This is a genomic window from Bradyrhizobium sp. LeoB3, assembly GCF_055456055.1.
In genome coordinates this window covers 212,477-232,654 of record NZ_JBVBEF010000003.1, presented here as the reverse complement: position 1 = coordinate 232,654, position 20,178 = coordinate 212,477, and the positions used below count along the sequence as shown (strand labels likewise).

General features: G+C 63.4%; 14 protein-coding genes and 1 pseudogene. 8 read left to right on the top strand and 7 right to left on the bottom strand.

Features of this window, described 5'->3' with window-relative positions; translation table 11 throughout:
* Positions 1-32 precede the first annotated feature (32 nt).
* The 3 genes from ACZXDY_RS05180 to ACZXDY_RS05170 all read left to right on the top strand — a co-directional run bounded on the left by ACZXDY_RS05180 (position 33) and on the right by ACZXDY_RS05170 (position 3,009).
* Entirely contained in the window at positions 33-962 is a 930-nt protein-coding gene (locus tag ACZXDY_RS05180; RefSeq protein ID WP_464344739.1) for a cation diffusion facilitator family transporter, read from the top strand.
* A 153-nt stretch (positions 963-1,115) separates the two neighbouring features.
* The gene (dmeF, locus tag ACZXDY_RS05175; protein ID WP_028166643.1) at positions 1,116-2,084 is read left to right on the top strand and encodes a CDF family Co(II)/Ni(II) efflux transporter DmeF; all 969 of its coding nucleotides are present in this window, start codon (positions 1,116-1,118) and stop codon (positions 2,082-2,084) included.
* Positions 2,085-2,178: 94 nt separating this feature from the next.
* The gene (locus ACZXDY_RS05170) at positions 2,179-3,009 is read left to right on the top strand and encodes an N-acyl homoserine lactonase family protein (protein ID WP_130230989.1); all 831 of its coding nucleotides are present in this window, start codon (positions 2,179-2,181) and stop codon (positions 3,007-3,009) included.
* 21 nt (positions 3,010-3,030) lie between these two features.
* On the opposite strand, the gene ACZXDY_RS05165 is transcribed toward ACZXDY_RS05170, so the two are convergent.
* Entirely contained in the window at positions 3,031-4,191 is a 1,161-nt protein-coding gene (locus ACZXDY_RS05165) for an MFS transporter (RefSeq protein ID WP_464344738.1), read from the bottom strand.
* Positions 4,192-4,320: 129 nt separating this feature from the next.
* Here ACZXDY_RS05165 and ACZXDY_RS05160 point away from each other — a divergent pair, with 129 nt between their 5' ends.
* The gene (locus ACZXDY_RS05160; RefSeq protein ID WP_028166640.1) at positions 4,321-5,580 is read left to right on the top strand and encodes an adenylate/guanylate cyclase domain-containing protein; all 1,260 of its coding nucleotides are present in this window, start codon (positions 4,321-4,323) and stop codon (positions 5,578-5,580) included.
* On the opposite strand, the gene ACZXDY_RS05155 is transcribed toward ACZXDY_RS05160, so the two are convergent.
* Both ACZXDY_RS05155 and ACZXDY_RS05150 read right to left on the bottom strand, forming a co-directional pair.
* Positions 5,577-6,797 carry a Bcr/CflA family efflux MFS transporter gene (locus tag ACZXDY_RS05155; protein ID WP_464344737.1) on the bottom strand — a complete coding sequence of 407 codons (1,221 nt, stop codon included), beginning with the start codon at positions 6,795-6,797 and terminating at the stop codon, positions 5,577-5,579. The two genes, ACZXDY_RS05160 and ACZXDY_RS05155, sit on opposite strands and share 4 nt — an antisense overlap.
* A 142-nt stretch (positions 6,798-6,939) precedes the next feature.
* Positions 6,940-8,184: an MFS transporter gene (locus ACZXDY_RS05150; protein WP_464344736.1), complete on the bottom strand. Its 1,245-nt coding sequence runs from the start codon at positions 8,182-8,184 to the stop codon at positions 6,940-6,942.
* 589 nt (positions 8,185-8,773) lie between these two features.
* On the opposite strand from ACZXDY_RS05150, the pseudogene ACZXDY_RS05145 reads away from it, so the two are divergent.
* Positions 8,774-10,893 (top strand): annotated as a pseudogene (locus ACZXDY_RS05145) (DUF4082 domain-containing protein); the annotation flags it as partial.
* Between the two features lie 102 nt (positions 10,894-10,995).
* Positions 10,996-13,068, top strand: coding sequence for a PQQ-dependent sugar dehydrogenase (locus ACZXDY_RS05140; protein WP_464344787.1), 2,073 nt, complete (start codon positions 10,996-10,998; stop codon positions 13,066-13,068).
* A gap of 337 nt (positions 13,069-13,405) precedes the next feature.
* Here ACZXDY_RS05140 and ACZXDY_RS05135 read toward each other — a convergent pair whose 3' ends face one another.
* Complete coding sequence (locus tag ACZXDY_RS05135) at positions 13,406-14,989, bottom strand: porin (RefSeq protein ID WP_464344735.1); 1,584 nt, start codon at positions 14,987-14,989, stop codon at positions 13,406-13,408.
* Between the two features lie 245 nt (positions 14,990-15,234).
* Here ACZXDY_RS05135 and ACZXDY_RS05130 point away from each other — a divergent pair, with 245 nt between their 5' ends.
* Entirely contained in the window at positions 15,235-16,611 is a 1,377-nt protein-coding gene (locus ACZXDY_RS05130; RefSeq protein ID WP_464344734.1) for an Nramp family divalent metal transporter, read from the top strand.
* A gap of 7 nt (positions 16,612-16,618) precedes the next feature.
* Here ACZXDY_RS05130 and ACZXDY_RS05125 read toward each other — a convergent pair whose 3' ends face one another.
* The 3 genes from ACZXDY_RS05125 to hemB all read right to left on the bottom strand — a co-directional run bounded on the left by ACZXDY_RS05125 (position 16,619) and on the right by hemB (position 19,261).
* Positions 16,619-17,395 (bottom strand): arginyltransferase, encoded by a 777-nt coding sequence (locus ACZXDY_RS05125; protein WP_028162898.1) that lies wholly within the window; start codon positions 17,393-17,395, stop codon positions 16,619-16,621.
* A gap of 88 nt (positions 17,396-17,483) precedes the next feature.
* Positions 17,484-18,029 (bottom strand): RDD family protein, encoded by a 546-nt coding sequence (locus ACZXDY_RS05120; RefSeq protein WP_028162897.1) that lies wholly within the window; start codon positions 18,027-18,029, stop codon positions 17,484-17,486.
* A 170-nt stretch (positions 18,030-18,199) separates the two neighbouring features.
* Positions 18,200-19,261 carry a porphobilinogen synthase gene (gene hemB / locus ACZXDY_RS05115; RefSeq protein ID WP_028162896.1) on the bottom strand — a complete coding sequence of 354 codons (1,062 nt, stop codon included), beginning with the start codon at positions 19,259-19,261 and terminating at the stop codon, positions 18,200-18,202.
* A gap of 171 nt (positions 19,262-19,432) precedes the next feature.
* Here hemB and ACZXDY_RS05110 point away from each other — a divergent pair, with 171 nt between their 5' ends.
* Complete coding sequence (locus tag ACZXDY_RS05110) at positions 19,433-19,894, top strand: DUF6163 family protein (RefSeq protein ID WP_464344733.1); 462 nt, start codon at positions 19,433-19,435, stop codon at positions 19,892-19,894.
* Positions 19,895-20,178 lie beyond the last annotated feature (284 nt).

The following is a 20,178-nucleotide window of genomic DNA, read 5'->3' as shown; positions in this document are numbered from 1 at the left end:
TATTCGCAAATCGACGCGCTATAACCACTCCCATGGCGCATCATCATCACGATCACTCCCATGCGCATGATCATGCCGGGCACGGCCATGCCCCGGATGATTTCGGCCGGGCCTTTGCCATTGGCGCGTCGCTCAACACCGCCTTCGTGATCGCCGAGCTGGTGTTCGGCTATGCCGCCAATTCGCTGGCGCTGATCTCCGATGCTGTCCACAATCTCTCCGACGTGTTCTCGCTGCTGCTGGCATGGGGGGCGGCGTGGCTTGCGGGGAGGCGGCCGACGGAGAGGCATACTTACGGCTATCGCCGCGCCTCGATCCTCGCCGCATTGTTCAATGCCGGGCTCCTGCTGGTCGCGGTCGGCGGTATCGCGGTGGAGGCGGTCAACCGGCTGCGCGAGCCGGCCGAGGTGGCGAGCTGGACAGTGGTCTGGGTCGCGGCGCTCGGGATTCTCGTCAACGGCTTCACGGCATTATTGTTCATGCGCGGGCGGCACGGCGACCTCAACATTCGCGGCGCCTACCTGCATATGGCGGCGGATGCGGGCGTCTCGCTCGGCGTCGTCATCGCCGCCTTGCTGATCATGTCGACGGGATGGCTGTGGATCGACCCGGCGATCAGTCTCGTCATTGCGCTCGTGGTGCTGGTCAGCGGCTGGGGTCTGATGCGCGACAGCGTCAACCTCGCGCTCGACGCGGTGCCGAGGGGTATTGAGCTCGTTGAGGTGAGAGAGTTTCTCCGCACGCTCGACGGCGTCTCCGAGGTCCACGATCTGCACATCTGGGCCATGAGCACCAACGAGACGGCGCTGACCGCGCACCTGGTCCGGCCCGGCGGACATGACGATGCCTTCCTGCATCACGTCTGCGCGCAGCTCTCGCACCGCTTCAAGATCCATCATGCGACGCTGCAGGTCGAGGCCGACGGCGCCGCCTGCAAGCTGGCGCCGGAGGAATTAGTCTAGAGCTTTGGTTCTGACTGAATCGGAACCGAAGCTTAGATTCTTATTTTGACGCGTTTTCTTCACGCGAACCGGTGTCCACTTCGCTTGAAAACGCTCTAACGGCCGTCCGTCGCAATCGCTATATTCGACGAGCGGACTATCCGGAGATGAACCATGCACTCGCATTCGATCGAACAGTGGACCCACGATCACGTCTTCCTGGGCGCGACGCACGCCCATAACGAACGGCGTACCTGGCTCGTGGTGGCCTTGACCACGGTCATGATGGTCGGGGAGATCGCGGCGGGCTGGTGGTCCGGCTCGATGGCGCTGCTCGCCGACGGCTGGCACATGGGAACGCATGCGGCGGCGCTGGGCATTGCCGGGCTGGCCTATCTGTTCGCACGGCGGCAGGTGGGCAACGCGCACTTCAGTTTCGGCACCGGCAAGTTCGGCGATCTCGCCGCCTTTGCCAGCGCGATCATTCTGGCGATGATCGCTCTGCAGATCGCCTGGGAAAGCGTGGACCGGCTGTTCCATCCGGTGTCCATTGCCTACGGGGAAGCGATCTCGGTTGCCGTGCTCGGACTTGCCGTCAACCTCATCAGCGCCTGGCTGCTGCGCGACGACCACGACCATCATCACGGTCATGGCCATTCTCATGACCATGACGACGACGATCATCATCACCACCACCACGACAACAATCTTCGCGCGGCTTACGTCCACGTGATGGCGGATGCCGCAACCTCCATCCTCGCCATTGCGGCGCTGCTGGTTGCGATGTCCGCGGGATGGGTCTGGGCCGATCCGGTAGTCGGGATCATCGGCAGCGCTGTGATCGCGAGCTGGGCCTTTGGCCTGATCAAGGCGTCAGGCGCGATCCTGCTCGACGTCAGCGCCGACAAGAAGCTCGAGGCGGTTATTCGCGACCGGCTCGAGACCAAGGGCGACCGCATCACCGATCTGCATCTGTGGCAGGTCGGTCCCGGCCATCGCGCGGCGGTGATCTCGGTTGTCTCCGACCATCCGCTGCCGCCGGCGACCTACAAGCGCCGTCTCAACGGTCTGCACGGTCTCAGCCATGTCACGATCGAGGTCGAGACCTGTCCGCATCACGAGCCAGCGCACGCGGCGGCTTGAGAGATCAAAAGACCGTCAATGGCGACGATGCCGCCGGCGATGACGTAATATTCCTTCCTCGAACGCTGGGGGCGATTAGTCGAGGGAGCGGAACGTGAAGACAACAATCGGTGTTGCGGTGGCGCTGCTGTTGGTTGCGGCGGCTGCGGGTCCTGCGCGCGCCCAATCGGAAAAGCCGGGCGTCGAGAAGCTCTATATCCTCAATTGCGGCGAGGGCGTTGCGGGCGACATCTCGCGCTGGTCGCCCGGCGTCAACGAAGGCAAGTCGATGGATTTCGTCGACAACTGCTATCTGATCAAGCACGCGCAAGGTTGGTTCCTGTGGGACACCGGTATTCCCGACGCGGTGGCGAGCATGCCGGACGGGCTCGTGCCGTCGGATCCGAAAGCGGTGATCTGGCGGCGTCCCAAGACGCTGGCCGCGCAGTTCGACCAGATCGGCGTGAAGCCGTCCGACATCAAGGCGATGGCGGTCTCGCATACCCATCCGGACCACATCGGCAATGTGGAGATGTTCCCGACCGCGATGCTCTATGTGCAGAAAGCCGAATATGACTGGCCCGGCGCCAACAACCAGCCGCGCTTCAAGGCGGAGCATCCGGTGACCAAGCTGGACGGCGACCGGGATGTGTTTGGTGATGGCAATGTGGTGATCCTGTCGACGCCCGGGCACACGCCGGGCCACCAGTCGCTGTTGGTGAAACTGCCGAAGACCGGGGCGGTCGTACTTTCCGGCGACGCCGTCCACTTCAGGGACAACTGGGATAACCGCCGGGTGCCGTCGATGAATGCCAGCAAGGAGCAGACGACGGCCTCGATGCAGAAGATCGCGGAGACGCTCACGAAAGAGAAGGCGCAACTCTGGATCAATCACGACAAGGCCCAGCGCGATAGCCTGAAGATGGCACCGGCGTTTTATGAGTGATGGGGCAGATGGAATGGCTGCCTATTGCGGTGCTGGCTTGTTGTCGCGCACCAGGAGCAGCGCCCCCAATGCCGCGAGACTGAGTGCGGAGGAGACGATCAGGATGCCGCTGCCCATGCGTTCGAGCAACAGCCCGAACAGCAGCGGGGCCGCCGCCTGCGCCATCCGGGCCGGGGCGCCGATGATGCCGAGGCGGTAGGCGTAGTTCTGCGAGCCGAAGATCGCGAGCGGCAATGTGCCGCGCGAAATGGTCAGGATGCCGTTGCCGGCGCCGTGGCAAAGCGCGAAGACGCTTGCCGCGCCGCCGCCGGCGATCGCCACGATCGCGGCGCCGATCGGGTGGCCGAGACAGGCCAATTCGGTCGAGAGCAGCGGATGGTAGCGGCTGAGCAGCCACGCCTCGACCACGCGCGCGCCGACCTGCGCCGGCCCGATCAGGGCGCCGGCGGCAATTGCCTGCACCGGGGTCGCGCCGGCCGCTTCCAGGATGCGTGGGAAGTGCGCCGCCATCGCGCCGGTGACGGTCCAGGCGGTCGCGAACGCAAACGCTAGCAGGATCATCGGCCGGTCGATCGGGATATGCGGCTTCACCGCATTGGCGGCCGCGGCCTTGGCGCCGGGGATCGGCGGCAGCATCAGCCAGTTGAGCGGCAGGCCGATCAAGAGCTGCGTCGCTGCCCAGGCAAAGCAGGTGTTGCGCCAGCCGATCGTCTCCAGCCCCCACGCGCTCAGCGGCCAGCCGACGGTGGAGGCAAAGCCCGCCATCAGCGTGATGCCGGTGATCGGGCGCCGCGCCGCCTCGCCATAGATACGGCCGAGCGCACCGAAAGCGGCATCATAGAGGCCGTATCCCATGCCGATCCCAAGGAAAAGCCATGCGAGCAGCAGCAGAGGAATCGATTGCGTGAGGCCGAGCAGCACCAGTCCTGCGGCCAGCGTCAGATTGGAGATCGACAGCACGGACCTGCCGCCGACCAGGTCGATCTGGCGGCCGATCCAGGGGCCGAGCAGGGCCGAGAGCACGAGCGAGGCGGAGAAGGCGGCGAAGATCCAGTTGGGGCCGATGCCGAGATCTCTGGCGATGGGATCGGCGAGCACCGCGGGCAGGTAGTAGCTCGAGGCCCAGGCCAAGGTCTGGGTGGTGCCGAGCGCCAGAATGATCGGAAGCTGCCGGGCGCTCATCGGACCATCGCGTTTCTGTCTTGCCTCGTTATTCCCAGCATTTGCCGCTGTCACGGAACTGTCGTCAAGTCGCGCCCTGGGCCGCCAACCGATCTTTCGCGCGACACGATTGCCCGGCATAATCCGCGCATGGAACTGACGCCCCGCCTGCGCCTGATGAACTGGCTGGTCAGACAGGGTCTGACCGGCCTGCCCGAAAACGATCTGCTGCGCGGTTTCTGCGAACGCTGCCGCGCGGCCGGAATGCCGCTGTCACGTGCAATCGTCTTCATCGATACGCTGCACCCGATCTTCGAAGGCCACGGGTTCCGCTGGAGCGACAGCGAGACCAATGAAAGCGACGCTTTCGAATACGGCTCGACCTCCAGCGGTGATGCCAACCAGAATTGGCGGCGTTCGACCTTCTACCACATGCTGCAAAATGGGCACGAAGAGATGGTTATCGACCTGGCCGATTGCGCCACGCTCGATTTCTCCATGATCAACGACCTCGCGGAAAAGGGCCACAAGCATTTCGTCTCCTTTGTGCACCGGTTCGGCGAGGCCGGCACGATCGGCGAGATGGACTGCTTCTACTCCTCCTGGACCACCCGCCAGTCCGAAGGATTTGGTGAACACCACATGGCGGCGCTGCGCGACCTGGTGCCGGTCTTGGGGCTCGCGGTGAAATCGGCTGCGCAAGTCGACATCGCGCGCACCTTGGCGCGCGTCTATCTCGGGCGCGAGACCGCCGAGCAGGTGATGCGCGGCCGCATCTCGCGCGGCGTCACCGAGCGCATCAAGGCGGTGTTGTGGTATTCGGACGTGCGCGGCTCGACCGCGATCGGCGAGCGCATCGGGCCGGACGAGATCATCCCGTTCCTCAACGATTATGCTCAGGCCTCGATCGACGCGATCCACGATGCCGGCGGCGAGGTGCTGAAGCTGATCGGCGACGGCGTGCTGGCGATGTTCACGCAGGAGAACATGGGAGGCGCAAAACGGGCTGCGCTTCGCGCCGAGCATCGCTTGCGCCGCAATCTGAATGCGCTCAACGTCCGCCGTGCCGGCGAGGGTCGGCCGACCACCTCAGCCTATGTCGGGCTGCATGTCGGCGAGGTGTTCTATGGCAATATCGGCAGCGAGGACCGGCTCGATTTCACCGTGGTAGGGCCCGCAGTCAACGAAGTCAGCCGGATCGCTTCGATGTGCAGCTCGGTCGATCGGGAACTGCTGACCTCGCAGGCGTTCCGGGATGGCCTCGATGGAGCAGGGCGGAACTATCTGGTTTCGACCGGGCGCTTCGCGCTGCGTGGCATCAGCCGGGCGCAAGATCTCTATACGCTCGATCCCGACGTTGCGGCGGACGAAGTCGTGGCCGGAAAATACGAGCGCTACCTCGCGAGCTAGCCCTGCTTGGCCCGTAGCGCATATAGGCCGACCGCTATCAGTGAGAACGCGGTCAGCAGCACGCCCAGCCCGAACATTGCCTCATGCGACACGATTGCTGCGAGCCATACTCCGATCGCCGCGTTCATCATTTGCCAGAAGCCGAGCAGTGCGGAAGCCGCACCGGCCTTTTCGCCGAACGGTGATAGCGCCTGCGCGACGCCGAGTGGGTTGACGATGCCCATGCCGAGCAGGAACACGCTCATCGCAGTCAGGAACGGCAGGAAGCTCGGGGTGAAGAGCGAGACCAACAACATGGCGGCGCCGCCGATGGCTGCCGCCAATAATGCACCCTTGATCGAGCGGTCGAGGCCAAAGCGCGGCGCAAGCCTTGTCGCGAGCCAGCCGGAGGCGAACACGATCAGCACCGTGCCGGCGAAGAACAGGCCGAGCTCGATCGGTGAGAAATGCAGCGCCTCGATCAAGATCCGGGGCGCGGCCGAGAACATCGCAAACAGGCCTCCCATGATCAGGCTGACGGTCGCCGTCGGCACAACGAAGCGGCGATCTGCGATCAGACCGAGATAGGTGCTGATGATGGCGAGAGGGTTGAGCGGGATCCGCGTCGAATGGTGGGTTTCTCCGAGCGTGGCGCCATAGGCGAACGCGCCGAGAGCCGCAAAGGCCGCGACGAGCACGAATTCCGAGCGCCAGCCGAAATAGTGATCGAGCGCGCCGCCGAGCAGCGGCGAGAAACCCGGCGCGGCCGCCATCGCGATCATGATCAGCGCCATCGCGCGTGCCAATGCGGCACCGGTGAACAGGTCGCGGGCTATGGCGCGCGACAATACCGAGGTTGCGCAGGCGCCGGCGGCCTGGACGACGCGGCCGATCAAGAGGTTCGGGAGATCTTCTGCCAGACTGCACCAGACGCTGCCGGCAAAGAACACCGCGAAACCGATCAGAACCGGCCAGCGGCGGCCGACGCGATCCGAGATCGGACCAACTATGAGCTGGCCGAGCGCGAACACGGCGAGAAAGATCGTGATGGCCGACGTGACCGCCGCGGTCGTCACCTTCAGCGACGCCGCCATCTGCGGCAGCGACGGCAGCAGGATGTTGGTGGCCAGCGTGCCGGTGGCCGCAAGAGCCGCCAGAACCGCGATCTGCAGGGCGCCGGAGGAGGAGGATTCGGGGCGAGATGCGGCGGCGTCAATGGTTGCAGTCTGATCGGTCATGGTGCTCCCGCTCGGCTATTGGATGACGTGTATCATACAAAGCGGGAAAGACCAGCCACTAATTTGGCCGTCGTGGCCGGCCATCGGCTATGACGCAAAACATTCTCCGATCGCAGATCAGATCAGTTGAATCTTTCTCTCATCAACATCCCGCCGGTTCGCTGACCATGTCGGGTTGTCTGACGAGGGAGACCGCCGGCGACAGCAGGATCACCAGCGCCTGCGCGGCGAAGATTGCCGCGGCAACGCAGAGGCAGGTCTCGGCGCCGAAAAGCCCGCCGACGATCGCGCCCAGTGCGGAGCCGAGCGGGCGCGCGCCGTAGCTCATGATGTTGATGGCGGAGACACGGCCGAGCAGCGAAGGCGGCGTCACCGATTGCCGGAGCGTGGTCGTCGAGATCACCCACAGGATCGGACCGACGCCGAGCAGGAAAAAGCTCAGGCCCGCCAGCAGAGGCGTAGGGACAATCGTCGTCAGCGCCATGATGGTGGAGGCGATGAAGCCGGTCACCGGGCCGAGCCCGATCACAGTGCCGAACGCAAGACGTCGCATCACCCGCGTTGCCGCAAGCGCACCGACCACCATGCCGACACCATACATCGCGAGCGTGGTGCCGACGCCGGTTGCGGAGAGGCCGAGATGCCTGACGGCATAGGGCACGAACACCGCGAGCAGCAGGAAGGAAGCGGTGTTGAAGATGAACTGCGTGATGAACACCGGTCGCAGCAGCTCATGATGGAACACGAACACGGCGCCTTCCTTGATCTCCAGCAGCGGATGTCGGCGCGGTGCCGGCGCGCGGGCCGGCTCGTGGATGCCGGCCAGCAGCACCACGGCGATTACCGAAAGTGCGGCGGCAAATCCGAAGGCCGGCGCGGCACCGACCCATCCGACCAGCACGCCGCCGAGCGCAGGTCCGCTGGCGAAAGCGACGGTGCGGGCCAGTTCGATCCGCGCATTCGCCGTCGGCAACTGATCTGGCGTCACCAGCGACGGCACCAGCGCCGGCGCGGCGACGCTGTAGGCAACCGTCCCGCACACGGCGATGAAGCCGAGCACGGAGAGCAGGGGCAGCGTCAACAGGCTGAGCCAGATCAGGAGCAGCGTTGCGGCCAGCGCCGCTGCACGCAACGCTTCGGAGCCCGCCATCAGGACCCGCCGCGAGAAGCGGTCGGCGAGCAGGCCCGCGGGGATAGCAAACAGGATGAAGGGCAGTGTCAGCGCGGTCTGCAGCAGGCCAGTCTGGCCCTCGCCGACGTCGAGCAGGAGCACCGCCACGATGGGAGCGGCTGCCAGCGCGATCTGCTCGGCCGATTGTGCGGCGAGGTTCGACCAGGCCAGACGGCCGAAGGTCGGAGGCAGGTGAGGGGCCTTGAGGGCGGACATGGCAGAAATTCCTCGGAATGTCGTTTGTCGACATTGTCCGACCCGAGGACGGCCAAACCCACCCGCTTTCCGACAGCGCCGGCGTGACAGGCCGAAAAGTCGCAAGCAGAATCAATCCGGGATGACAAAACCGGCGTCAGAATAGGCGCGGGAAATTGGAGAAAGTGCCACACAGTGCCGAACGGCCCGGGTGGTCGGCGCACCATGAATTTTGCAGTCCGCGCATCGCCTGTCGGCATCGTCGATAGCGAACCTACGGATGAAATTTAACGTGCGACTTCATGTCGCGCAATCCTTCACCTGTGGGTCTCATCGTAATGGGCCCGATGAACGTAGCCAGCACATGGCCAAGAACGGGTCGGAGTCCCAACGTTGGAAAAAGGAACGAAAGCATTCACAACAATCATGAATCACGCAAACCATGATCGCCGCTTGAGTCACTCTGTTGTTATGTTTTCAGCAAGCGGCATCTCTGTCAGCGCTGCTGTCCCACGGCAATTTGGGACACGCCCCGCTCGCTTTACACATCGCACGGAACGGCGCTAACCTAATTGTTTATTTTTTAATTAATTAATTGCGGGAGAGCGTCATGGCGGCAGGCGTCGTTTCTCTCAGTGGTACCTCAACTCAAAATCAAACTCTGGCAGCGAACGTCACGGATGTCGATGGCATCCCGGTGGGTGCACCAATCGCTTACCAGTGGCAGCAGAGCGCCGACAATGGCGTGACCTGGACCGACATCGCGGGGGCAACCACGAGTTCTCTGACTTTGCAGCAGGCATATGTCGGCAGGCTCGTCCGCGCCGGCGTGAGCTACACCGATGCCGCGGGAAACGCAGAGCAAGACTTCAGCCCTGCGACCGCCTCCGTTGGCAACATCAATGATTTGGGCGTAGCCAGCATCGTCGGTACAGCGGTTCAAGGGCAGACGCTGACAGCGAGCGTCACCGATCTGGACGGATTGACGAATGTGGCGATCAGTTATCGCTGGCAGCAGATGACCAACGGAAGCTGGAGCAACATCGCAAACGCGACGGCGGCGACCTACACGCTTCAAGCCGCACAGGTCGGCCGGCAGGTGCGGGTTCGCGTCACCTATACCGATCAGCTAGGTGGGTCAGAGTCCAACCGGACGAGTTCCGCCACTCCCGTGATCGTCGCGACCAACCCTGGCGGTAACGACAGCGGCGTCGTTTCTTTGAGCGGCACTCCGACGCAGAACCAGGTCCTCGTTGCAAACGTGACGGATGTCGACGGCCTCCCGTCGACGACTCCCATCGGCTACCAATGGCAGCAGAGTTCGGATGACGGTGTCACGTGGAGCGACATCGCCGGTGCAACGGCAAAGGCGCTGACGCTCTTACAAGCGCAGGTTGCGAAAAGCATCCGTGCCGTCGTTAGCTACATTGACGGCGCAGGCAGCGCTGAGTCGGTCGCCAGCGCAGCGACAACGGCCATCGCAAACGTCAACGATGCAGGCGTCGTGGCCATAACAGGCACGCCCGTTCAAGGCCAGATCCTGAAGGCCGACGTCACCGATCCTGACGGTCTGGCGAACGTTTCCATAACGTACCGCTGGCAGCAACTGATCAACGCCACCTGGAGCAACATCGCGAACGCCACGGGAGCTACGCTGACGCTGCAACCCGCACAGGTCGGCCGGCAGGTCCGCGTGCTCGTCAGCTATACCGACCAACTCGGGGGCGTGGAAACCAACCGGACGAGCGCAGCCACCCCGCTGGTGGTAGCCGCCAACAATCACCCGGGCGTGGTGAGCGTCAGCGGGACGCCGACGCAGAACCAGACGTTGACAGCGACGGTGAGCGATACGGACGGAGTACCGGCCACCGTCGCCTATCAGTGGCAGCAGAGTGCGAACGGCAGCACCTGGACCAACATCAGCGGCGCGACGGCGAGCGCGCTGATCCTTGGACAGGCCCAGGTCGGCAGCTTCGTGCGGGCCACCGCGACGTATACGGACCTGCAGGGCAGCAGCGAGACTCCAGTGAGCCCCGCGACCGCCACGGCGGTGTCCAACGTCAACGACATCGGTGCCGTCGCGATCAACGGCACGGCGACCCAGAACCAGGTTTTGACGGCCACCGTCACCGATCTCGACGGCACGCCGGCGACGATCGGCTATATCTGGCAGAGCAGTCCTGACGGCAGCACCTGGACGAATCTCGCCGCCGCTGGATCGAGCCTCACCCTCGACAGCAGCCTCGTCGGCAAGCGGATCCGGGTCAATGCCGCCTACACCGACCTGCTCGGCACGAGCGAGAACGTGACGAGCGCGGCAACGGCGCCGGTTGCGGCTCTGAGTTCCAGTCCCACGAGTCTCTTCACCACCCAGACGCCCGCGCAACCGAACTTCACCGACGGGCCAGGGGTGGATTGGGAGCTCGGGATGCGCTTCACCAGCAACAATCCCGGACAGATCCAGGCGATCCGGTACTACAAATCGCCCAGCGAGACAGGCACGCATGTCGGCTACATCTGGTCGTCCACGGGCGTGCAGCTGGCGACGGTGACGTTCACGAACGAAAGCGCATCGGGCTGGCAGCAGCAAGCGCTCGCCACTCCGCTGACCATCACCGCCGGCACGAGCTATGTGTCTCCGTCAACACCAACAGCTATTACGCGGTCACGTCGCAGGGCTTCGCCTCACCGATCACCAACGGCGGGCTGAGCGCACCGGTCGGCGCCGGCGTCTACAATGACGTTGAAGGCGTCTTCCCGAACCTCGTCTATCAGAACGAGAACTACTTCCGCGACGTCGTGTTCGTTCCAGGGTCCGCCTCCATCATCTCATTGGTCAACAATGCGACGATCTACGTCGGCGAAGCGGCCGGCACAGCAACCATCACCGTCGCACGATCGGGCGACCTGCAGTCTCAAACGACCGTGGAGTACACGACGAATGAGATCGGCACCGCTGGAGCGGCGCAGGCTGGATTGGATTTCATTCAACCCACGTTCAATGGTCGAGCGAACACGGGGCAGGTCGTCTTCGGACCTGGCGAGAGCACCAAGAGCTTCACCATCCCGATCGTGAACGATCAACTCGTCGAGGGTAGCGAGACGTTCGCCGTCGGCCTCCAGAATCCCGGATCCGGCTCGCTGGGAGTTCCCCGTACGGTACTCGTGACCATTGTCGACGACGATTCACCCTCCACCATATCCATGGCAGACATGGCGGTGAGCGTTTCCGAGAGCACACCGTCAGCGACCCTCACGCTGCTGCGTAGCGGTAGCATCGATCAATCAGCTACGATCCAGTTCGCGACCAGCAACGGCAGCGCGATCGCGGGATCGGACTATACGGCATCGTCGGGCACTGTCACTTTCGCCGCCGGCCAGGCCACCCAGACCATCTCGGTCCCGATCATCAACGATACAGCCGCGGAAACCGACGAGAGCTTCTCCGTCACCTTGAGCAATCCAACGGGTGCGACTCTCGGCGCCCAGGCGACCACCACCGTGAGCATCCTCGACAACGACAATCTCAATCTCGGCAGTCTGGTGCGCCAGACCGTTGTGACCGGACTGAGCGAGCCAACGGCGATCGATTGGACTCCCGACGGTCGCTACATGCTGGTTGCGCAGAAGGGCGGTGTGGTGCGCGTGGTGGATAACGGCACACTGCGGTCGACGCCGCTCATCGACCTTTCGAGCGAGGTGAATGAGTACGGCGATCGTGGACTGCTGGGGATCGCGGTCAACCCGAATTTCGCCAGCAATCCTTATGTCTACCTGCTGTACACCTACGATCCACCCGAGACGGCGGGCCAAGCGGGACTCGCAGCACGCGATCAGGCCGGGAACCGACCTTCTCGTCTGGTCAGGGTGACTGTCAACCCCGCTACCATGGTCGCCGATCCGGCGAGCGAGCTCGTGCTGGTCGGCAAGAACAGCATCTGGGCCTATACGAGCCGTCCCGACGTGAACAGCAACGGCGATCCCAGCATTGTTCCGTCAGGTATCGTCAACGGCACCACCATAACGGCGCCCGCCAGCCAGATAGAGATCGGAACGCAGGACAACGATCCGAACCACGCCGGGATTCAGAATCAGAACATTCGCGATTATCTGGCGACGGACGGCGACTCCCATTCCATCGGTGCCGTTCATTTTGGTCCCGACGGCTATCTCTACCTCACCGTGGGCGACGGCACGTCATATAACTTCGCGGACCCTCGCGCGGTTCGAGTCCAGGACATCCATAATCTCTCGGGCAAGCTGTTGCGAATCGATCCAACCACAGGCGAAGGAGCACCGGGCAACCCCTACTACCAGGCAAGCGATCCGAACAGCAATCAGTCGAAAATATTCGATTATGGTGTCCGCAATGCCTACCGCTTCAGCTTCGATCCGATCACCAATCTGCCCGTGCTCGGAGACGTCGGCTGGAATACCTGGGAAGAGATTGATACCGGCCCGGCGGGGTCGAATTTCGGGTGGCCCTACCTCGAAGGCCCGAACCGGACTGCCAGCTACCAAGACCTTTCGCAGGCGATCAGCTTTTACAACAATGGCAATCGCAACAACACGTCCGACCCGCCTGCCGTAGGCCCCATCCTGTCGCGCAGCCACGGCGCTCCGGACAATGCATCTGCGATCACCGCGGGGGATTTCTACAATCAGAACACTCTGCTCTTCGACGACGTCCTCAATGGAAACATCTACGCAGCTACCTTGAACGCGAGCCGACAGGTCACCAATGTCCAGGTCGTCGATTCCGGCATTTCAGGCATCGTCGACCTGCAGAAGGGACCTGATGGCTCGATTTACGGTGCCGACGTTTACGATGGCACGATCCGGCGATGGGTGGACTCCTCGGCCGCCTCTGCGAGCGCGCTGGGTCTCGCTGCGCCGTCCTTCTGACGGGGGCGGGTGGGCTTCACGGCCTCGGAACGAGTCGCACCAACGTGTAGGAGTTGTTCTGCGTGACCTCGGAATTTGCGCGCGTTTGTGGATATTCGACCCGACGTCCAAAGCTGCCAATGACAACGAGAGAACCCGGCCGTTTCTTCCGTTCCTGGACGGCTGGATACTTTTGCCGGCGTTGCGCACCGTTCGAGCGCGCGAGATCGGGCCGACCGGTGCGCCGCCGCACACGCTCACAGCGCGACCATGAAAATCGCCAAAGGGGATAGTGCGGATCCTCACTGCGGGCGTGTTCGCCCGCAGTGAGGATCAATAACCTGCCAGTCTCAGTCCGTCAGAAGTTCCGCTGGGCGCGAAGCTGCACGTGGAACGTGTCCTGATCACTGAACTCGTAGCGCGCGGTAGGCTTCGGAGCCGAAGCTCCAAGGACCGCGGAGCCCTGGAATTTCTGGTCGAGATGGAACCACATGAATTCGGCGGAGAAGGTTAGGTTCTTGACCGGGGTCCAGCGGGTGATGACACCGAGCTGCGACAAGTTGAAGTCGGGGTTGCAGACGTAGTCCGCACTGACCGCTTTGCCGGGCGTGGTGTAGTTCGCGCAGATGAAGGCTTTGGCCGCGCCGTCATAGCGGACGCCCACATACGAGCCGAAGAGGCTCGATGACCAATATGGGTCCCAGTTGTGGTTGAACGCACCGCGAATGCCAAAGGCCTCCGTCAGATGCAGCGAGCCGTCGCCGCCGGCTGCGACCGGCAGATAGACGGCATCGGTCGTCGCCCCGAACCCGATGCTCTGATAGGCGCCAAAAGTGCTGGAGCTGCCGAACATGGCAAAGCTCGGCGAGGTTGAAGCCGACGAGATGATGTATTTGGTCGCTCCCTTGGAATAGCTCGCGTCCATCTTGATGTCGTCACCGGCACCGGTCGGGATGTTCTTGATCTGTAACGCCGCCATGACCGCGCCGCCCCACGAGGTGTCGGGATGTCCGGAAAGCTCGGATGCTCCGGTCGGCGCCGCGCCTGGCAGGCCGACGGCGCCCGCTGGCGCTCCAAGGGCGTTCAAGACATTGTAGGAGGCGTTGACCTCATGCGCCGCGGCGGAAATCTGGAACAGACCCCAAGCCTGGTCGACGCGGATGTTGCCGACCACATCGGGCGCGTGGACGCCGGCATAGGCGTTGCCCGTGTTCAGCGTGGCGTTCAGCGGCAGCGACAGGTTGTAGACGGCGGTGCGGTCCCATACCGTCGGATCGTCGAGGCCGATGGTGCCGGTCACTCCGTTGCCGAAATCCGCAGTGTATTGGATGTTGTTGACGCCGGTATCATTGTTCTGGCCGCCGAGCAGGAAGTCCGAGATGTTGCCGGGGAAGCCCTGCCAAGGCGAGGAGTAGGCAGACGCCGACTGACCGAAGGTGAAGCCTGCGAACTGGATAAAGAGGAATTGGATGGTAGTAACGCCGCCGCCGGGAGTGTCGAGCAGCTGCGAGTTTGCGACCGGCAGCGAGCCGTTGATCGAGTTCGGGTTGAAGGTGTTGTTGCCGAGCGTAGAGAACTGAAACCGGCCCTGCCCGAAGGTGCGGACCACGCCATAGTCGGTGGCGGTGCGGGTATCAATTGACAACAGCATACGGGAGCGGGCGGCGAAGTAGTCGAAGTAGCGGTTATGTTGCCCTGCGTCGCCGTTCCAGGCTGGCGAGCCCTGTACGCCGCCATCGAATGTGGTGTCGACCCGGAGGTAGCCGCCGATCTTCATGCAGGTGTCGGTACCGGGGATGAAGAAGAAGCCGGGACCGTAAGCCGAGCAAATCCTCACATATTCGATGGTCTTCGCCTTGATCGGAAGATCGGCCGCATGCGCACCGCCGGCTGCCATCAGCCCCGCGGCGGTGCCGAGGATCAAGGTTCTCATTGTCGCCATTGCTGGCCTCCACTGTGAACTGCACGCCCCATACCCACCTAGCGAGCCCTAACGCGGGACTTTATGTCGCAGTGTGACGACCGCGTTACACGCGCGGGGTTCGTGCAGCAGTGTGACTTTGCCGCAACGCAGCAAGACGCGCTCCGAGGGCCGCGGCAGCGGCGCCTGAGGATGTGGCCTGATGACTTCCCAGATGCAGTTGCAAATGAGTTGCAACAAAAAATGTTTTCCGGCATTGTGGGATCATGGATGCCCGAACGCCCCGATTGATCCCCGACACCGCACCGCAGGTGCTGCCGACCTCCACCGGATGGCGCGCCGACGCGCCGGATACGCGAAGCCTCCCCGAGGTGAACGCGACGGTCGAGGTTCCGACGGCGGGCCGGTGGTGGCGCCGGCTGCTTGCCTTCGCCGGACCGGGCTATCTGGTGTCGGTCGGCTATATGGATCCCGGCAACTGGGCGACCGACATCGCGGGGGGCTCGAAGTTCGGCTACACGCTGCTTTCGGTCATCCTGCTGTCCAACCTGATGGCGATCCTTTTGCAGGCGCTCGCGGCCCGCCTCGGCATCGTCACCGACCGCGACCTGGCCCAGGCCTGCCGGGCGACCTATTCGCGCCCGGTGAACTTCCTGCTGTGGCTCGCCTGCGAGGCCGCGATCATCGCCTGCGATCTGGCGGAGGTGATCGGCACCGCGATCGCGTTGAAGCTCCTGTTCGGCATTCCCCTGATCGGCGGTGCGCTGCTCGCCGCGCTCGATGCCTTCCTGCTGCTGCTCCTGATGAATCGCGGCTTCCGCTTCCTGGAAGCCTTCGTCATCGCGCTCCTGATCGTGATCGCGACCTGCTTTGCGATCCAGGTCGCCGCGGCGGCCCCGCCGGTTGCTGCGCTGCTGCGCGGCTTTGCGCCGTCGAGCGAGATCTTCACCAATCCCGAGATGCTCTACATCGCGATCGGCATCATCGGCGCGACCGTGATGCCGCATAATCTTTATCTGCACTCGTCCATCGTGCAGACCCGCGCCTATGAGCGCACCGAAGAGGGACGGCGGGACGCGATCAAATGGGCGACGACCGACTCCACGATCGCGCTGATGCTGGCGCTGTTCATCAATGCGGCGATCCTGGTGGTCGCGGCCGCGACCTTCCATCGGAGCGGCCATTCCGATGTCGCGGATATCAGCCAGGCCTACGAACTGCTTTCGCCGTTGCTTGGCCTCAGCATCGCCTCGACGCTGTTCGCGGTGGCGCTGCTTGCCTCCGGCCTCAACTCGACGGTAACGGCGACGCTGGCTGGCCAGATCGTGATGGAAGGCTTCCTCAGCTTGCGGCTGCCGAGTTGGGCGCGGCGGCTGCTGACGCGCGGCATCGCGATCGTACCCGTCATTGTCGTCACCGCGCTTTATGGCGAGCGCGGCACCACCGACCTGCTGGTGTTCAGCCAGGTCATCCTCTCGATGCAGCTTCCGTTCGCGGTCATTCCGCTGGTGCGGTTCGTGTCCGACCGGCGCAAGACGGGCAAGTTCGCGATATCGATGCCGGTCGCCGCGGTCGCCTGGCTGGTGGCTGGCGTCATCTTCATCCTGAATGTAAAGCTGCTGTTCGATACCCTCTTCGGCTGAGGGCCGGTCAGTCCTGCGGCTCCGCGGCCATGTCGCCGGCTGCATCGACCCGGAGCCAGCCGCTCGGGGCGAGACGCTGCTGCGGCAGGAAGCGGGCCTTGTAGTCCATCTTCTTGGAGCCGTCGATCCAGTAGCCGAGATAGACGTATGGCAGTCCGAGCCGGCGCGCGCGGGCGATGTGGTCCAGGATCATGAAGGTGCCGAGCGAGCGGTTCTCGAGCGATGGCTCGAAGAAGGAATAGACCATCGACAGGCCGTCGCTCAGCACATCGGTGAGGGCCACTGCGATCAACTCCTCGCCTCGTCCGGTGATGCCGCTGTCGATGCCGCGCTTGCGATACTCGATGATCCGGGTCTCGACATGGCTATCCTCGACCATCATCGCATAGTCGAGCACGGTCATGTCGGCCATGCCGCCGTGGCGGTGGCGCCTGTCGAGATAGGCGCGGAACACGGAATATTGTTCGGAGGTCGGCACTGCGGAACGCTGCTCGCCGACGAGGTCGGCGTTGCGGGCCAGGACCTTGCGGAAGCTGCGCGAGGGCCGGAATTCGTTGGCGATCACGCGCACCGACACACAGGCCCGGCATTGGTCGCAAGCCGGCCGGTAGGCGATCGACTGGCTGCGGCGGAACCCGCCATGGGTGAGCAGATCGTTGAGATCGCCCGCTTTGTCGCCGACCAGATGCGTGAACACCTTGCGCTCATGGCGACCCGGCAAATAGGGGCAGGGCGACGGCGCCGTCAGGTAAAACTGCGGGGTATCACGCGAATGCTGGGTCACGACAAGTCGTCAGGCCTCCAAAACAGCCTCCCAGCATCGCGCCCCGGAGGCTAGCGGTCAATCATCTTGCTGGGCTCAATTGGCTGGCTCAATAAGTGTGCGCTGCGGATGCCGCGTGAGCGCGGGCCGAGCTGTTGATGATAACGGTTCCGAGCACGATGTCGTGCAGCAAACGCCGCCGGCTATTGAAGAGGCCGAACAGCAGCACAAGCGGCGAGAGGAACGAGACCGACAGCCAGAACAGCACCGCATGCATGGCGCCGAGCACGAAATAGCCTGGCGCCCCGTACCAGGTGCGCAATTCCAGATCCATCACCCGCATGCCGACGGTCGCCGACGAGGCGCCGCCGATCGATGCGCCGTAATAGACGATCGCCCAGACAATCGTCGCCGGCCACGCCAGCCAGAACAGCGCCCAACCGAGGCCAAGGGTGATCAGGCCGAACACGGCGATGAAAAGATACCCAAGGATGACGGGGACCGAAAGCACAACCAGGTCAATCAGGAAGGCAAATACCCGCCGGGTGAGCACGCCGCGGAACAGCTCCGGCTCCAATCGCGGATCGAACGCATGCGGCGGCACGCCGCCGTCGTTACGCCAGGCACCATAGTTTCCCGAACCGCCGTAAGACATAATCTCCCCTCCGACTGGGACCTATCCCGGGCAGGACATGGGAACGGGCTGCCCGGGTGCCAAGGTCCGGAACCCCAGCAAGCGCAAATATTCGGCGATTCGGAGGCTATGGCGACTAGGGAGTGACGAATGGCGAATAGAGAAACCCTCCATTCGCTATTCGCCATTCGCTATTCGCGCTCCCTCAGCTTTTCCGCTGCTTGCGGTGCAAAATACGTCAGGATGCCGTCGGCGCCGGCGCGCTTGAAACCGACCAGGCTCTCCATCATCGCGCGCTCGCCGTCGATCCATCCATTGCGCGCGGCGCCCGCGATCATCGCGTATTCGCCTGATACCTGGTAGACGAAGGTCGGCATCGCAAACGTGTCCTTCACCCGGCGCACGATATCGAGATAGGGCATGCCGGGCTTCACCATCACCATATCGGCGCCTTCCGCGATATCGAGCTCGACCTCGCGCAGGGCTTCGTCCGAATTGGCGCTGTCCATCTGGTAGGTGCGCTTGTCGCCGGTCAGCGTCTTGGCCGAGCCGATAGCGTCGCGGAACGGGCCGTAGAAGGCGGAGGCGTATTTCGCCGCATAGGCCATGATCTGCACGTCGCCAAAGCCCTCGGCGTCGAGTGCTTCGCGGATCGCGCCGACCCGCCCGTCCATCATGTCCGACGGCGCGATGATGTCGCAGCCGGCCTCGGCCTGCACCAGCGCCTGCTTCACCAGCACCGCGACCGTCTCATCGTTGAGGATCCTGCCGTCCTCGATCAGTCCGTCATGGCCATGGCTGGTGAAGGGATCGAGCGCGACGTCGCAGAGCACGCCGATATCGGGGAATTCCTTCTTGATCGCACGGACCGACTGGCAGACGAGATTGTCCGGATTGAGTGCCTCCGAGCCCTGCTCGTCGCGCAGCGACGGCTCGGTGTAGGGAAACAGCGCGATGCAGGGGATATCGAGCTTGGCCGCGCGCTCGGCGTCGCGAACCGCCTGGTCGACACTTAGTCTGTCCACGCCCGGCATCGAGGCAACCGGGGTGCGGACATTATGGCCGTTAACGACGAACAGGGGCCAGATCAGGTCGTCCGTGGTCAGCACGTTTTCGCGCACCAGCCGCCTGGCCCATTCCGCCTTGCGGTTGCGGCGGGGCCGTATGGTCAAATCCAGCGGCGGGGAGGCGAGGGCCGTCTGCCGCTTTGGCGCATCGCGCAGTTCGATCGGACGCCCGAATTTGATCGCCATGGGCTTGTTCTCCTAACACGGCAGGCTGGTTTTTGATTTGATCCAACTCTAGCATCCTCGTCCAGCAACGTCACGGCGCCGTTGATCTGCCGCAACTGCAATTGATTTTGCCGGCCGGGCGGGCCAAGACTGCGCCGATGACCCATTTCGCTTCCACGGACGACTTCTGCGATGTCTGACACCTCTGCGCGCGACCAGTCGCGGGACAATGCGATTTCCGTTGCGGCGATGTCGTCGGACCGGATCCGGCGGGATGAGAATGCATGGACCCGGCGGCTCGTCTTCTTCCTCCGCATCATGGCGGTGGTCTCGATCGCCAAGGGCCTCTATCACTGGGCGCAGGTGACGGGATTCGTCGGCGCCGAGGAGGAGGCCTTCGAGAACCAGTCGATGGCCTGGCAGACCGCGACCATCTACTTCGCCGTCATCGAGCTTGTCGCCGCCGTCGGGCTGTGGCTCGCCACGCCCTGGGGCGCGGTGGTGTGGCTGACCACCGTCGTCTCGATGGCGGTGATCGAATTGATGTTTCCGAACATCTACGGCGGCAGCCTGACAGTGGTGGCGTTCGAAGCCTTGATGCTCGCCGGCTATCTCGCGCTCGCCTGGATGGCCGCACGCGAACGGCCGCCATAGCGCGCTTGACCGGCCGAGCGTGCAGCGAGCGCGAGTGGTGTCGCGAAAATTTTCAGAAAATTGTACGGTAACGTTTCGCTCACCGTAAAGGGTTCCCTCATATCTATTACGCGGTCGTTTCGAATTTGAGCGAAGCTGTTTCCGATTGTGACAGGGCGTGCAGACGAAGCGTGAACAGGGGCGCTCCACCGTCAATGAAGGGTTGCGAAAAGCCCTTGTTTGACGGGCTTAATCCGCGATTCACTGTCTTAAATTCATGATCTCTTTATTGTCTTATTTAAGCT

What these genes read in the sequence shown, in the direction of transcription:
- ACZXDY_RS05165 (WP_464344738.1), bottom strand. Translation starts at nt 4,191, where the DNA reads ATGAGCGCCCGGCAGCTTCCGATCATTCTGGCGCTCGGCACCACCCAG.
- ACZXDY_RS05150 (WP_464344736.1), bottom strand. Translation starts at nt 8,184, where the DNA reads ATGTCCGCCCTCAAGGCCCCTCACCTGCCTCCGACCTTCGGCCGTCTG.
- ACZXDY_RS05155 (WP_464344737.1), bottom strand. Translation starts at nt 6,797, where the DNA reads ATGACCGATCAGACTGCAACCATTGACGCCGCCGCATCTCGCCCCGAA.
- ACZXDY_RS05180 (WP_464344739.1), top strand. Translation starts at nt 33, where the DNA reads ATGGCGCATCATCATCACGATCACTCCCATGCGCATGATCATGCCGGG.
- ACZXDY_RS05135 (WP_464344735.1), bottom strand. Translation starts at nt 14,989, where the DNA reads ATGGCGACAATGAGAACCTTGATCCTCGGCACCGCCGCGGGGCTGATG.
- ACZXDY_RS05130 (WP_464344734.1), top strand. Translation starts at nt 15,235, where the DNA reads ATGGATGCCCGAACGCCCCGATTGATCCCCGACACCGCACCGCAGGTG.
- hemB (WP_028162896.1), bottom strand. Translation starts at nt 19,261, where the DNA reads ATGGCGATCAAATTCGGGCGTCCGATCGAACTGCGCGATGCGCCAAAG.
- ACZXDY_RS05110 (WP_464344733.1), top strand. Translation starts at nt 19,433, where the DNA reads ATGTCTGACACCTCTGCGCGCGACCAGTCGCGGGACAATGCGATTTCC.
- dmeF (WP_028166643.1), top strand. Translation starts at nt 1,116, where the DNA reads ATGCACTCGCATTCGATCGAACAGTGGACCCACGATCACGTCTTCCTG.
- ACZXDY_RS05120 (WP_028162897.1), bottom strand. Translation starts at nt 18,029, where the DNA reads ATGTCTTACGGCGGTTCGGGAAACTATGGTGCCTGGCGTAACGACGGC.
- ACZXDY_RS05160 (WP_028166640.1), top strand. Translation starts at nt 4,321, where the DNA reads ATGGAACTGACGCCCCGCCTGCGCCTGATGAACTGGCTGGTCAGACAG.